Here is a 13,257-nt window from a genome sequence, read left to right on the forward strand (position 1 = left end):
ACCCTGGATGCGCGCCTAACCCACCCTACGGACTCCAGCCATCGACCTGGCGACCGCCGCTTACTGCTCCCACGGCTTGCCGCGCGTTTGCTCGCTCAGGCGCAGCTTCTGCTGCAAGGCGGCCTTGGCCAGCATGTGCGCGCTGACCGGGGCGGTAATGAAGAGGAACAGGGTGATCAGCAACTCATGCAGGCTGATGCCGTCGCCACGGCTGCCGAAGTAGATCAGCGAGGCGATGACCATGCCGCCGACCCCGAGGGTGGTGGCCTTGGTCGGGCCATGCAGGCGCATGAAGAAATCCGGCAGGCGGTACAGGCCAATCGCACCGACCAGGGCAAACAGGCTGCCGAGCAGCAGAAACAGGGCGATCAGCGCTTCGATCCAAGTAGTCATCAGAGTTCCTTATTCGATGATGTCGCCACGCAGCAGGTACTTGGCCACCGCCACGGTACCGATAAAACCCATCACCGCGATCAGTAGCGCCGCCTCGAAATACAGGTCGGAACCGAGCCAGATGCCGAACAGCACCAGCAAGGCGATGGCGTTGATGTACAGGGTATCCAGGGCGAGGATGCGGTCCGGCATATCCGGGCCCTTGATCAGGCGTGCCAGCGTCAGCATCAGGGCCAGGCCCATGATCGCCAGGCACAGCGGAATCACGTAGCCGAGCATGTGAATACCTCCAGCAGCGGTGCTTCGTAGCGGGCCTTGATGTCGGCCACCAGGGCCACCTCGTCCGCCACATCGAGGCCATGCACCAACAGCATCTTGCGGTCGTCGCTGAGGTCGGCGGACACCGTGCCCGGGGTCAGGGAAATGATGCTGGCGAGCATGGTCAGGGCCAGTTCGTCTTCCAGTAGCATGGGAATCTCGACGAAGGCCGGGCGCAGCTTGGCGCTCGGCCCGAGAATCAGCTTGGCCACCTGTAGATTGGCGATGACGATATCGCCCAGCACCTTGAGGAAGAACAGGCACAGCTTGAACGGCTTGTGCACGCGCGGCGGGTTGATCCAGAACACTTGCGTGACCAGCGGAATCAACCAGCCCAGCAACGCCCCGAGCAACCAGTGGCCGAAGCTGAAATCGTTCACCAAGAGCAGCCAGACCAGCAGCAGACAGAGGCTCAGCAGCGGGTGCGGCAACCAACGACGCGCACTCATGGGGCACCTCCAGGCAACACGATCTGCCGATACAGTTGCAGGTCATGCAGTTGGCTGACCGTGGCATCGACATACGCCAACAGCGGCGACGCCAACCCGACCAGCAGTGGGCTGAGCAGCAGCAAGGCGGCGCAAGCCGACAACCGCCCGTAATCCAGTTCAGCGCTGTCCAGCTGGCTCAGCCCCACGCGCCAGAACAAGGTGCTACCCGCCCGGCTGAGCGCGATCAAGGTGAGCAAACCGCCGCCCAAGATCACCGGCCAGAGGAACAGCGCCTGCAAGCCCGGCTCCACCGCGCGCAGCAACAGCAGCTTGCCGATAAACCCGGAGAGCGGCGGCAAGCCGGCTACGGCAATCGCCCCGATAAAGAACAGACCGCCCAACAGGTGCGGGTTCTGCAACGCCGGGCCCTGCACCAGCTGCGCCTGCTTTACCCCACGCTGACGGGCGATCAGGTCGGCCAGGAGGAACAGGCCGCCGGCGATCCAGGTGCTGTGAATCAAGTAGAACAATGCGGCCGAGAGCGCTGCGGGAGTGCCCAGCGCGATACCGGCGAGCAGCGTACCGACCGAGACCACCACCAGATAAGCCAGCAAGCCTTGCAGGGTACTGGCGGCCAGCGCGCCGATCACGCCCAAGCCAACGGTCAGCAAGGCCAGTGGCCAGAGCCAGTCCTCGGCCATATTGGCCAGGGTGCCGGCGTCATCGCCGAAGATCAGCGTGTACACCCGCAAGATCGAATACAGGCCCACCTTGGTCATAATCGCGAACAGGGCGGCCACCGGCGCCGAGGCCGAGGCGTAAGCCCTGGGCAACCAGAAATACAGTGGCAAAAACGCCGCCTTCAAACCGAACACCACCAGCAACAGCAAACCAGCGGCGCCCAGCAGCGGGGCCTGATCGGCATTCGCGGCGGCCACGCGCACGGCCATGTCGGCCATGTTCAGGGTGCCGGTGATGCCGTAGAGCACCCCCACGGCCAGCAGGAAAAACGCCGAGCCGACCAGGTTAAGCACCACATAGTGCAAACCGGCACGCACCCGTTCGGCACCGCCGCCATGCAGCAATAACGAGTAGGAGGCGATCAGCAGAATTTCGAAGAACACGAACAGGTTGAACAAGTCGCCGGTGAGGAAGGCACCGTTGATGCCCATCAACTGGAACTGGAACAGCGCATGGAAGTTGCGCCCCCGCTCGTCGTCGCCACGCACCGCATACAGCAAGGCGAAAAACGCCAGCACCGAAGTGACCATCAGCAGCAGCGCGCTCAACCGATCGAGCAGCAGGATGATGCCGAACGGCGGCTGCCAGTTGCCCAGGGCATACACCTGCAAGTCGCCTTGATCGGCTTGCCACATCAGCCAGACACTCAGTGGCACCAGCAACGCGGTTGCCGTCAACGACAAGATGCGCTTGTTCGCCATGCTCAGCCTGGCGCCAAACAGCAGCAGGCTGCCGATAAACATCGGCAGCAACACTGGCAGGATCAACCCGTGATTCATTGGGCGGGCTCCCGGCCATCGACGTGGTCGGTGTGCGTTTCACCCACGCTGCGCAGGGCCAACACCACGACGAAAGCGGTCATCGCAAAACCGATGACGATCGCCGTGAGCACCAGCGCCTGCGGCAGCGGGTCGCCGTATTCGGCACTCTTGCCAATCACCGAGGCGACGCCGGTCTGCAAGCGCCCCATGGCGAACAGGAACAGGTTGACCGCATAGGAAATCAGCGTCAGGCCCATCACCACCGGAAAGGTGCGCGCCCGTAACAGCAGGTACACCCCGCTGGCGGTGAGAATGCCCAGGGCAGCGGCGAACAATGCTTCCATCTCAAAGTACCTCTTGTCCGGCCTTGTCCTGGGTCAACTTACCCAGGTTGGCGAGAATCAGCAGGGTCGCACCGACAACGGTCAGGTACACCCCCAGGTCAAACAGCATGGCGGTGGCCAGTTCGATCTCGCCCACCAGCGGAATCTCGAAGTGCCCGAAGGCCGAAGTCAGGAACGGTCGCTCGAACAGCCAGCTGCCCAGACCGGTCAGCCCGGCGATCAAGACACCGGCGCCAGCCATGCGGTGATAATTGAGCGGCAGGCGCGACTGCGTCCACTGCACGCCGCTGGCGACGTACTGCAGGATCAGCGCAACGGCGGTGACCAGTCCGGCGATAAAGCCGCCACCGGGCAGGTTGTGGCCGCGCAGGAAGATAAACACCGAGATCAGCAGGGCCATCGGCAGCAACACCCGCGACAGGGTCGCCAGAATCAGGGGATGGCGATCGCGCGCCCAACTGCGGCCCTGGGCGTCGGTATGCGGCTGAAACAGCCGTAAACCATCGAGCATCGCGTAGATCCCCACGCCCGCAATCGCCAGCACGCTGATTTCGCCCAGGGTATCGAAGCCGCGGAAGTCCACCAGAATCACGTTGACCACGTTGGTGCCGCCACCGCCGGGCACGCTGTTTTCCAGGAAGAAGCTGGAAATGCTGTCGTAGGGGCGCGTCAGCACGGCGAACACCAGCATCGCCACCATCACCCCGCTGCCCACGGCCAGGATGAAATCGCGCAGGCCGCGGATACTGCTCGACTCGCTGCGCGTCTGTGCCGGCAGGAAGAACAGGGCGAGCATCAACAGGATGATGGTCACCACCTCGACCGACAATTGGGTCAACGCCAGGTCGGGGGCGGAGTAGCGGGCAAAGGCCAGGGCCACCATCAGGCCGACCACGCTGAGCATCAACAGCGACACCAGGCGCTGACGATGGAACACCACGGTGACCAACGCCGCCAGGGCCATGATGCCCAGGCCCAACGCGGTGATACCGTCGATGGCGGTCAAGGCCACTGGTCCGGTGACTTGTGGCAAAGGGCCGAGCCCCAGCGTCACCACCACCAGCGCGGCACCCAGCAGCAGCGACAGGTAGCGCTGCAACGACGCGTTTTCCAGCCCGCGGGTGATCGCCACGCAACCGCGCACCAGCACCACCATGGCGCGCTCGAACAGCAGGTTGGCGTCCATGCTCGGCAACCCGGCATACCAGCGAAACAGCGGTTGCCGGCAGGTGTACACGAGAATGCCGCCGAACAGCGCGACGAAACTCATCATCAACGGCAAGTTAAAGCCATGCCAGATCGACAGGCTGTACTCGGGCAGCTCGCCGCCCAGGCTGGCCGACGCAGCCGCCGCCAGCAGCGGTGCCACGGTATAGGCCGGCACGATACCGACCAGCAAGCAGAGGAAAACCAGGATCTCCACCGGCACCTTCATGTAGCGCGGCGGCTCATGCGGCGGGAATTTCGGCAGGTTGATCGGCTCGCCGTTGAAGAACACGTCGTGAATAAAGCGCAGCGAATACGCCACCGAGAACACCCCGGCCAAGGTCGCCGCCGCCGGAATCACCCAGTTGAAACTGCCCAGCAGGTGCTGATTGAGCGTTTCGCTGAAGAACATTTCCTTGCTCAGGAAGCCATTCAGCAACGGCACCCCGGCCATCGCCGAGGCTGCCACCATGGCGAGCATCGCGGTGTGCGGCATGTACTTCCACATGCCGTTGATACGCCGCATGTCGCGGCTGCCGGTTTCGTGGTCGATAATCCCCGCCGCCATGAATAGCGAGGCCTTGAAGGTCGCGTGGTTGATGATATGGAACACCGCCGCCACCGCCCCCAGGCGCGTATCCAGACCGAACAGCAAAGTAATCAGGCCCAGGTGGCTGATGGTCGAGTAGGCCAGCAAGCCTTTCAAGTCGTGTTGGAACAAGGCCATGCCGGCACCGACCAGCAAGGTCACCAGCCCGGTGATGCTGACCAGGTAGAACCACCACTCGGAACCGGCCAGCGCCGGGTACAGCCGCGCCAGCAGGAACACCCCGGCCTTGACCATGGTCGCCGAGTGCAGATAGGCCGAAACCGGTGTCGGCGCGGCCATCGCGTGAGGCAGCCAGAAATGGAAGGGGAACTGCGCCGATTTGGTGAACACCCCGAGCAGCACCAGGATCAGTGCCAACGGATACAGTTCATGCGCGCGAATCGCATAACCGGCGGCGAGCACCTGGGACAGCTCGAAACTGCCGGCGATATGACCGACCAGCAAGATCCCCGCGAGCAACGCCAGGCCGCCGCCACCCGTGATCGCCAGGGCCATGCGCGCGCCTTTGCGGGCATCCGAGCGGGCGCTCCAGAAGCCGATCAAAAGGAACGACGAGAGGCTGGTCAGCTCCCAGAACATCAGCATCAGCAGGAGGTTTTCCGACAGCACCACGCCGAGCATGGAGCCCATGAACAGCAACAGAAAGGCAAAGAAGCGCCCCATTGGCTCCTGTTTCGACAGGTAGTAACGGGCGTAGAGAATCACCAGCAGGCCGATGCCAAGAATCAGCAAGGCGAACAGAAAGCCCAGCCCGTCCAGACGCAGGCTGAGGTTTAGCCCCAACGTCGGCAACCAGCTCAACTTGACCAGCACCAGCTCGCCCGCGAACACCGCCGATTGCTGCGACAGCAACACGATCAACGCCGCCAGCGGGGCCAGCCCTGCCGCCACGGCACAGGCCGAACGCCCCAGACGCTCGGCCAACAGAGGCAGCATGACGCCAAGAAATGGCAAGGCGATAATCAGCGCAAGCGCCATACACAAAACCCCTTCTGCAAAGCCCACCGGCCAGATCATGGCTGGCGGTTCGCGTCCAAACGGCTGCACCGGGCAAGGTCACTCGCGTTTACCTTAGCCGGCGTACCCTCTTCGATGAGCAGATCTTTGCCTGCTTGATGATCTAAGCCTTTGTCGGCACAGGATTATTTGCCGATTATCCATATCTATCGGTGCAACGTCATGGATAGAAGTATTTCTAAAAGCTCTGCGGCGGCCCGCTGCTGCCGGTCGTCGGCGGCAACCCGTCCGATTAGCGCTCATTGCAGCGGCGCGACACGCAATAAAAAGCCGGATCAGCATCAGCTGATCCGGCTACCGTTTCACTTAATGGGAAACGCGGCTGGTGCCGTTAACGCTCATGACGCGGACGCGCTCGCCAACCCGGAACACTTGGTTCTCTTCGACTTCCTGAACATACGCGCGCATCGTGCCATCGTCTTCACGCACGGTGATCTCGACGCCTTGGGTGCGGGTGATGCCCTCTTCCGCCGCGGCACCGAGCAGGCCGCCGGCCACCGCACCGATCACCGCCGCCACGGCGCTGCCGCGTCCGCCGCCGACACCACTGCCGGCCACACCACCCACCACAGCGCCAGCACCGGCGCCGATTGGAGTCTTGGTGCCCTCGATTTTCACCGGACGCAGCGACTCGATAGTCCCCATGCGCACGGTCTGCACGCTACGCGCTTCGTCACGCGAATAGCTGTCACCGGTCAGGCTGGACGCGCAACCGCCGAGAGTCAGGGCCAGCGCGGTAAACGAGGCGATGAACAGAGTGGGTTTACGCATAACGATTCCTCCAGTGGATGTCACTCCATTAGACCGCGCCCAGAGGCGCGGTGTCACGGTCATAGAGCAACAATAGCCGATGTCCGGCAATCGGTTCAGACGCGAACCTGTTGCGCCATATGCCAAACCCGGGCGATATCGGTGGTGCGCGCCTGCAATTCCTCGGATGCCGTAGCGCAAGCCTGCTCCAGGCTGATTGGTCCGGGCGCCAAGCTGAATGCCGCCTCAATGCCAACCCGATACATGCGCTGATAACCTTCGCCGAGACTGCCCGCCAGGGCAATCACCGGCACCCCGGCCGCCTGCGCCATGCGCGCCACCCCAACCGGGGTTTTGCCATGCAGGCTTTGCGCATCCAACTGGCCTTCCCCGGTGATCACCAGATCGGCACCGACCAGTGCCTCGGCCAGGCCGGACAACTCGGCAACCAACTCGATTCCCGGACGAAAGCCCGCGCGCAGAAAGGCCTTGGCCGCAAAGCCTAAGCCACCGGCCGCCCCCACGCCTGGAAACTCGCTGAAGTCCTCGCCCAGCGTACCGGCGACGATCCGCGCCAAACGCCCAAGCGCGGCATCCAGAACCTTGACTTGTGCGCTGCTGGCACCCTTCTGCGGGCCGAAAATCGCCGAAGCACCGCGCGGCCCGCACAACGGGTTATCGACATCCGCCGCCACGTCAACCTGCACATTGAGCAAGCGGGCATCGAGGCCGGACAGGTCAAGCTGATCGAGCCCGGCCAGCGCCCCACCACCTGCCACCAACTCACGCCCGTGGCTATCGAGAAAGCGCACGCCCAGCGCCTGTAGCAAGCCCGCGCCGCCATCATTGGTGGCACTGCCGCCGAGCCCGAGAATGATCCGTTGCGCGCCGGCGTCCAAGGCCGCGCGAATCAACTCACCGGTACCGTAACTGCTGGTGACGGTGGCGTCGCGCTGCTCGCGCGGCACCCAGTGCAGACCACTGGCAGCGGCCATCTCGATAACCGCGGTGGCGTCCGCCAGCCAGCCCCAGTGGGCCATGACCGGCGTACCCAGCGGGCCACGCACTTGCAGTTCGCGGCGTTCGCCGCCGGTCGCGGCCAGCACGGCATCCACCGTGCCTTCGCCACCATCGGCCATCGGCCGCAGGCACAACTCGGCCTGCGGAAACACGGCCGCCCAACCATGGGCAATGGCCGCCGCCACCTGCGGCGCACTCAAGCTTTCTTTGAAGGAGTCCGGAGCAATCACAATTTTCATAAAGCGACCTCAAAAACGCCGAGACGCCTGACGGCGCCTCGTGGTGGAGCGGGTTACAGCAGCACCAGGCTGAGCAGCCAGACGGTGAGGATACCGACCAGGCCCTGGATCAGGGTGGCGACGGTTTGCGCGCGGTAAGCGGTGGCCACGGTCATGCGGCTGAACTGGGTAACCACCCAGAAGAAGCTGTCATTGGCATGCGACACGGTCATCGCGCCGGCGCCAATCGCCATCACCGTCAACACCCGGCCCATTTCGCTGTCCAGACCCAGTTGGCCAAGCAACGGCGCGACCAATGCCGAGGTGGTGACCAGCGCCACGGTGGTCGAGCCCTGCGCGGTCTTCAGCGCAGCGGCCACGACGAACGGCATGAACAGGCCAATACCCAGCGCCGACAAGGTGGTGCCCAGGTAATCGCCCAGCGGGGTGATCTTCAGCATCGCACCGAAGGCGCCGCCAGCACCGGTGATCAGCAGAATCGGCGCGGCCGCGAGAATGCCTTCGGCAACCCGGTCATGCAGTTGCTGGCGCTTGCCTTTGCCCTTGAGCAGGGTGCACGCCAACACTAGGCCGACCAACAGCGCCACCACCGGCTGACCGAGGAAGCTCAGCAGCGCCAGCACCGTCCCTTCGCCCAGCGGCTTGCTTGGGAAGGCGGCAACGGAGCCGAGGCAGATCAGGCCAATCGGCACGAAGATCGGCGCGAATGCCTGAAAGGCGGTTGGCAGCGTGCCGTAGCGGGCTTTCAGCTCGGCGAAATCTTCCTCGGCGGGCAACGGCAGGCCATCGTCTTCCAGGGCGATGTCTTTGCCGATAAAGCGGTTGGCCCACCACATGCCGGCCATGGCGGTGACGAACGACACCAGCAGGCCGACGGCAATCACCAGGCCCAGGCTGGACTCCAGCCCCAGGTTACCGGCAGCGGCGATCGGGCCGGGAGTCGGCGGCACAAAGGTGTGGGTGGCGTACAGGCCGGTGGCCAGGGCCACGCTCATGGCCACCACGGAGATTTTCATCCGCGCGGCCAGGGCGTTTTTCAATGAGTTGAGGATGACGTAGCCGGAGTCGCAGAACACCGGAATCGACACCAGGTAGCCGATGATCGACATGGTCAGCGTGGGGAACCGCTCGCCGAGCAGCTTGATCACCGTTTCCGCCATGGTGATGGCCGCACCGCTGCGCTCGAGGATCACCCCGATGATGGTGCCCAACACGATGACGATACCGATGTAGCCGAGAATGCCGCCGAAGCCGGCGGTAATGGTTTTGACGATTTCACCCTGCGGAACTTGATAGGCGAAACCGGCGATCAGAGCAGCAGCCAGCAGAGCGAGAAACGGGTGTAATTTGAGGCGGGTGGTGGACAGCACGATAAACGCGATCAACGCCACCAGTATCAGGACCAGAGCCATGCCAGTCTCCTCGTTGTTGTTATGGGTATAGGAATGCCGAAGGGCGCAGCATTGTCACCCAGCCGCACAGGGCAAAGCCCTGTACCCACGCACCAGCGGAGGTACTTCAAGGTCAAGGCTTTATGTGCATACGCACAATAGGATTTATAGCGGGTTTTCGAGCAGCCCCAGTCCCAATGACAGCTGCAGACGCTGATCCAGTCGCGTCAGCTCGATGCCGCTGAGTTCGGCAATCCGCTCCAGGCGGTAGCGCAGGGTATTGCGGTGAATCCCCAGCGCCTGAGCGCAGGCTTGCACCTGACCGTCATGCGCGCACCACGCTTCGAGGGTTTCCCGCAGGGTGCCATGGTTGTCCTGGGCCAGCATCTGCTTCAGCGGCGCCAGCCAACCTTGCAGCAACCAACTGTTGCGTTGCGCATACAGCAGTGTCGGCAAGCGCTGTTCCTCCAGCCGCAACAGGCGCTGCGCGGGAAAACGGGCACGGCCATAGGCCTGCAAGTCACGCAGGGCCAGGCAGGCTTGGCGCAGGTCGCCAAGGTTGCGCACCGGGTCGCTGACCGCCAGACGATGCACCCCCCAGTCGCGCTCATCGGCCAGGGCCAGCCAGGCCGTGTCGTCACGCCCGGCACTCAACGGGCGGCACCACAGCAGTTCGCGCGCGCCCAACGGCGCACAGAGGTAATCGGCTTTGCTGCTCAGCGCCGTCAATAGGCGTGCCTGCCGCGGCAGCGGATCGCCCTCCTCGGTCAGCTCGAGCAAGCAGGCCTGGCGCGGCCAGCTGAGAGCCAGGCCGAGGCGCTCGGCTTCGCCACCGAGACTGGCCAATGGCAAGCCAGGATCGAACAACTGGCGCAGCCAGGCCTCCAGTTGGTGGCGCTGCCAATGTCGCTCGGCCTGCAATTGACGCTGCTCGACCAGCATCTCCGCGGCCATGCGTACCAGCTCGGCATAGGGCCGCACGGTTTCCGGCGCGCCGGTGATGCCGAGCACGCCAATCAACCGTTCGGCATGCAGCAGAGGCAGATTGACGCCGGGCTTGACCCCGCGCAGGCAGGCGGCGGCTTGCTCGTCGATCTCGACCACGCGGCGGTTGGCCAACACCAGTTGCGCGCCTTCATGACGGGTGTGCAGACGCGCCGGATCGCCGCTGCCGATGATCATGCCCTGGGCGTCCATCACATTGATGTTGTGCGGCAGGATGGCCATCGCCCGGTCGACGATATGCTGAGCCAGGGTGGAATCGAGTTCGAGCATGCGAGCGGCCTCCGAAACGAGGCCGCTATTGTAGGCAGGGGGTTGCTCAGGCGATACGCCGATTGCAGCGCTGCGACGAACGCCTGCGTCAGGGCGCCAGACGCTCGCGAATCCAGGCGCCAGCGTGCAGGCGGTAATTGAGCCGGTCATGCAGGCGACTGGAGCGCCCCTGCCAAAACTCGACGCGTTCCGGCAGCAGGCGATAACCGCCCCAATGCGGTGGACAATCCGGCGCCCCGTCGAGAAAACGTTGCTCGGTGCTTGCCAGCAGGCTTTCCAACTCGGCGCGATCGGCGATTACCCGGCTCTGCGGCGAAGCCCAGGCGCCGAGACGACTGCCCAGTGGGCGCACCTGAAAATAGGCGTCGGACTCTGCCGGAGATACTCGTTCGACGCGGCCCTCAATGCGCACCTGACGCTCCAGACTCGGCCAGAAAAACGTCATCGCCGCATACGGCTTGGCCGCCAGCTGCTGGCCTTTGGCACTGTCGTAGTTGCTGAAGAAGGTGAACCCGTGGGCATCCAAGCCCTTGAGCAAGAGCACCCGGCAATGCGGGCGGCCGTCGACATCGACGGTCGCCAGGGTCATGGCGTTCGGCTCGACGGGCGCTTGTTCGGTCTGCAGCGCATCGGCGAACCACTGCTCGAACAGGGGCAGCGGCTCATGCGGCGCCTGCGCCTCGCTCAAGCCATCGCGGGTGTAGTCGCGGCGCATATCGGCCAGGGTCTGGGTCATCGCAAGACTCTCTAGAACGGATACCGCCTAGATTACTTGGCTTGATCGGCGGCAACTACCTGCTTGCCTGCAACCGGCGCAGCCTTCGCCACTTTGATTTTCGCTGGCTTGCTGTCAACCGGCTTGGCCGAAGCTGCGGCCACCGCTGGAGCAGCGGGAGCCGGCTGGCTGTATTTAGCGATCAACGCCTTCATGGTGTCCTGCGAGGTCAGGAGCATCTCCACACGGCGGTTCAATTCCCGGCCTTGCACACTGTCGTTGGCGGCGCGCGGCATGTCCGAACCCATGCCTTTGACCATCAGGCGATCCTGCTTCAGGCCGCTCAGGCGGAAAATCGCGGTAAACGCACGCGCCCGCTCATGGCTCAGCTCACGGTTGAGGGTCGCGGCGCCACTGCTGTCGGCATGACCGATGACCAGCACGGCAATTTTCTTGTCGTTTTCCAGCAGTTTGGCCACTCGGCTGATCGGCCCGAGGGTCACTGGCAGCAGCATGTGCGGACGGTCGGGGTTGAACGAGCCGTGCACCGGCGCGGTGACCACCAACAGATTTTCCCGACGCTCCAGCTCAAAATGGCTGTCCTTGATCGCGTCCCGCACGCGCGGCTCGTAATCGTCCAACCAGGCCTGGGTGATTTTCGGGTCAGGCATGGCCACGGGCTCTGGCTTTTTCACCTTATCGGAACCGGCACAACCGGCAATCAACAGACACAGGGCGACAGCGAGAGTTTTATTAGCAAGCATCGGTTATCCACACACAAAACGATCAGAAGAAACCGGCCCAAGGCCAGCACGAACACGTAGAGCAAGCACAGTGCGCCCGGAGTTTAGCCGAGCTTCCTACAAACAATCAGCCAACACGCGCGCAAGTTGTTGCGCACGTGGGTCCATTAAGACGAACGGTCCCAGGTTATTGGTAACGAAGCCAAAGGCCACATCGCGCTGCGGGTCGGCGAAGCCGATGGAGCCGCCGGCGCCGGGGTGACCGAACGCCCGCGGGCCCATGCCGTAGGTGGCGTTGCCCACCTCGGGCTGGTCGAGCATGCAGCCCAAACCGAAACGCGTGCGGGTCAGCAGGGTCTTGTCGTCGCCCACGCAGTGCTCGCGGGTCAACTCGGCGAGCAACTCGCTTTCCAGCAAGCGGCCATCGAGCAGGCCGCTGTAGAAGCCGGCCAGGCTGCGCGCATTGCCATGGCCATTGGCCGCCGGCTGCTGCATACGCCGCCACTCCGGCTTGTTGGTGCTGGTCATGATCGACGGCGGGTTGGTGAAGGCCCGCGTGCTCATGGCGGTCGGTTCGCTCATCATGGTCTTGAGCAGGCGCTGTGCGGCGGCGTCGCCGAAGTTGCCCTTGCCGCGGGAGATCAGCGCGACCCGCTCGAACTCTGCATCGGCCAGGCCGACATGGAAATCCAGCCCCAACGGTTGAGCCGTGCGCGCCACAATGGACTCGCCCGGCCCCCGTCCCTCGACCCGTCGCAGCACTTCGCCAACCAGCCAGCCGTAGGTGATCGGCGCATAACCATGGCCCTCGCCCAATGCCCACCAGGGCTGCTCGGCGGCCAGCGCGCGGGTCATCGCCGACCAGTCATACAGCGCCTCGGCCGGCAGCATCTCGCGCAACGCCGGCAACCCGGCCTGGTGGCAGAGCAGGTGGCGCAGGGTGATTTTTTCCTTGCCGGCCGCGGCGAACTCCGGCCAGTAGCGGGCGACCGGGGCGTCCAGTTCGAGCTTGCCCTCGCCGACCAGTTGCAAGGCGGTCACGGCGGTGAAGGTCTTGGTGCAGGAAAACAGGTTGAGGATGGTGTCGCTCTGCCAGGCCTGCTGGCCATCCTTATCGGCCGTGCCGGCCCAGACATCCAGCACGGTCTCGCCGCCGACCTGCACGCACAGCGCCATGCCGCGCTCTTGCGGGTCATCGAATAACGCGGCGAACGCCTCTTTCAACGCCTCGAACTTGAGGTCGAAATAGCCCTGTATCTGCACCGCTCTGCTCCTCTGAAAATACTGCGCGAATGGTTACAGC

At 63.9% G+C, this 13,257-nt stretch carries 13 protein-coding genes; all 13 read right to left on the reverse strand.

Annotation, left to right across the window (positions count from 1 at the left end; translation table 11 throughout):
- Positions 1 to 60: 60 nt before the first annotated feature.
- Positions 61 to 393: a Na+/H+ antiporter subunit G gene (locus B3M58_RS11685; protein ID WP_296219296.1), complete on the reverse strand. Its 333-nt coding sequence runs from the start codon at positions 391 to 393 to the stop codon at positions 61 to 63.
- 9 nt (positions 394 to 402) lie between these two features.
- The gene (locus B3M58_RS11690) at positions 403 to 672 is read right to left on the reverse strand and encodes a K+/H+ antiporter subunit F (RefSeq protein ID WP_296219297.1); all 270 of its coding nucleotides are present in this window, start codon (positions 670 to 672) and stop codon (positions 403 to 405) included.
- Positions 657 to 1,160, reverse strand: a complete 504-nt coding sequence (locus B3M58_RS11695; RefSeq protein WP_296219298.1) for a Na+/H+ antiporter subunit E — start codon at positions 1,158 to 1,160, stop codon at positions 657 to 659. Before B3M58_RS11695 ends, B3M58_RS11690 begins: the two co-directional genes overlap by 16 nt.
- Positions 1,157 to 2,662 (reverse strand): monovalent cation/H+ antiporter subunit D, encoded by a 1,506-nt coding sequence (locus tag B3M58_RS11700; RefSeq protein WP_296219300.1) that lies wholly within the window; start codon positions 2,660 to 2,662, stop codon positions 1,157 to 1,159. The genes B3M58_RS11695 and B3M58_RS11700 overlap by 4 nt, the downstream gene beginning before the upstream one ends.
- Complete coding sequence (locus B3M58_RS11705; RefSeq protein WP_296219303.1) at positions 2,659 to 2,988, reverse strand: Na+/H+ antiporter subunit C; 330 nt, start codon at positions 2,986 to 2,988, stop codon at positions 2,659 to 2,661. The genes B3M58_RS11700 and B3M58_RS11705 overlap by 4 nt, the downstream gene beginning before the upstream one ends.
- A 1-nt stretch (position 2,989) precedes the next feature.
- Positions 2,990 to 5,782 carry a monovalent cation/H+ antiporter subunit A gene (locus tag B3M58_RS11710; protein WP_296219305.1) on the reverse strand — a complete coding sequence of 931 codons (2,793 nt, stop codon included), beginning with the start codon at positions 5,780 to 5,782 and terminating at the stop codon, positions 2,990 to 2,992.
- A gap of 345 nt (positions 5,783 to 6,127) precedes the next feature.
- Positions 6,128 to 6,592, reverse strand: coding sequence for a glycine zipper 2TM domain-containing protein (locus B3M58_RS11715; RefSeq protein ID WP_296219307.1), 465 nt, complete (start codon positions 6,590 to 6,592; stop codon positions 6,128 to 6,130).
- Between the two features lie 95 nt (positions 6,593 to 6,687).
- Positions 6,688 to 7,830: a glycerate kinase gene (locus B3M58_RS11720; RefSeq protein WP_296219308.1), complete on the reverse strand. Its 1,143-nt coding sequence runs from the start codon at positions 7,828 to 7,830 to the stop codon at positions 6,688 to 6,690.
- 53 nt (positions 7,831 to 7,883) lie between these two features.
- Positions 7,884 to 9,242, reverse strand: a complete 1,359-nt coding sequence (locus B3M58_RS11725; protein WP_296219309.1) for a GntP family permease — start codon at positions 9,240 to 9,242, stop codon at positions 7,884 to 7,886.
- A 144-nt stretch (positions 9,243 to 9,386) separates the two neighbouring features.
- Positions 9,387 to 10,496: a sugar diacid recognition domain-containing protein gene (locus B3M58_RS11730; RefSeq protein WP_296219310.1), complete on the reverse strand. Its 1,110-nt coding sequence runs from the start codon at positions 10,494 to 10,496 to the stop codon at positions 9,387 to 9,389.
- Between the two features lie 88 nt (positions 10,497 to 10,584).
- Positions 10,585 to 11,232 (reverse strand): pyridoxamine 5'-phosphate oxidase, encoded by a 648-nt coding sequence (pdxH, locus tag B3M58_RS11735; protein WP_296219311.1) that lies wholly within the window; start codon positions 11,230 to 11,232, stop codon positions 10,585 to 10,587.
- Positions 11,233 to 11,264: 32 nt separating this feature from the next.
- Positions 11,265 to 11,975, reverse strand: coding sequence for an OmpA family protein (locus B3M58_RS11740; RefSeq protein WP_296219312.1), 711 nt, complete (start codon positions 11,973 to 11,975; stop codon positions 11,265 to 11,267).
- A gap of 96 nt (positions 11,976 to 12,071) precedes the next feature.
- Positions 12,072 to 13,217, reverse strand: coding sequence for a serine hydrolase domain-containing protein (locus B3M58_RS11745; RefSeq protein WP_296219313.1), 1,146 nt, complete (start codon positions 13,215 to 13,217; stop codon positions 12,072 to 12,074).
- Between the last annotated feature and the right edge of the window lie 40 nt (positions 13,218 to 13,257).

Source organism: Pseudomonas sp. UBA2684, from assembly GCA_002354655.1.
Taxonomy (GTDB): domain Bacteria; phylum Pseudomonadota; class Gammaproteobacteria; order Pseudomonadales; family Pseudomonadaceae; genus Aquipseudomonas.

What these genes read in the sequence shown, in the direction of transcription:
- B3M58_RS11740 (WP_296219312.1), bottom strand. Translation starts at nt 11,975, where the DNA reads ATGCTTGCTAATAAAACTCTCGCTGTCGCCCTGTGTCTGTTGATTGCC.
- B3M58_RS11700 (WP_296219300.1), bottom strand. Translation starts at nt 2,662, where the DNA reads ATGAATCACGGGTTGATCCTGCCAGTGTTGCTGCCGATGTTTATCGGC.
- B3M58_RS11695 (WP_296219298.1), bottom strand. Translation starts at nt 1,160, where the DNA reads ATGAGTGCGCGTCGTTGGTTGCCGCACCCGCTGCTGAGCCTCTGTCTG.
- pdxH (WP_296219311.1), bottom strand. Translation starts at nt 11,232, where the DNA reads ATGACCCAGACCCTGGCCGATATGCGCCGCGACTACACCCGCGATGGC.
- B3M58_RS11730 (WP_296219310.1), bottom strand. Translation starts at nt 10,496, where the DNA reads ATGCTCGAACTCGATTCCACCCTGGCTCAGCATATCGTCGACCGGGCG.
- B3M58_RS11720 (WP_296219308.1), bottom strand. Translation starts at nt 7,830, where the DNA reads ATGAAAATTGTGATTGCTCCGGACTCCTTCAAAGAAAGCTTGAGTGCG.
- B3M58_RS11710 (WP_296219305.1), bottom strand. Translation starts at nt 5,782, where the DNA reads ATGGCGCTTGCGCTGATTATCGCCTTGCCATTTCTTGGCGTCATGCTG.
- B3M58_RS11685 (WP_296219296.1), bottom strand. Translation starts at nt 393, where the DNA reads ATGACTACTTGGATCGAAGCGCTGATCGCCCTGTTTCTGCTGCTCGGC.
- B3M58_RS11725 (WP_296219309.1), bottom strand. Translation starts at nt 9,242, where the DNA reads ATGGCTCTGGTCCTGATACTGGTGGCGTTGATCGCGTTTATCGTGCTG.
- B3M58_RS11705 (WP_296219303.1), bottom strand. Translation starts at nt 2,988, where the DNA reads ATGGAAGCATTGTTCGCCGCTGCCCTGGGCATTCTCACCGCCAGCGGG.
- B3M58_RS11715 (WP_296219307.1), bottom strand. Translation starts at nt 6,592, where the DNA reads ATGCGTAAACCCACTCTGTTCATCGCCTCGTTTACCGCGCTGGCCCTG.
- B3M58_RS11690 (WP_296219297.1), bottom strand. Translation starts at nt 672, where the DNA reads ATGCTCGGCTACGTGATTCCGCTGTGCCTGGCGATCATGGGCCTGGCC.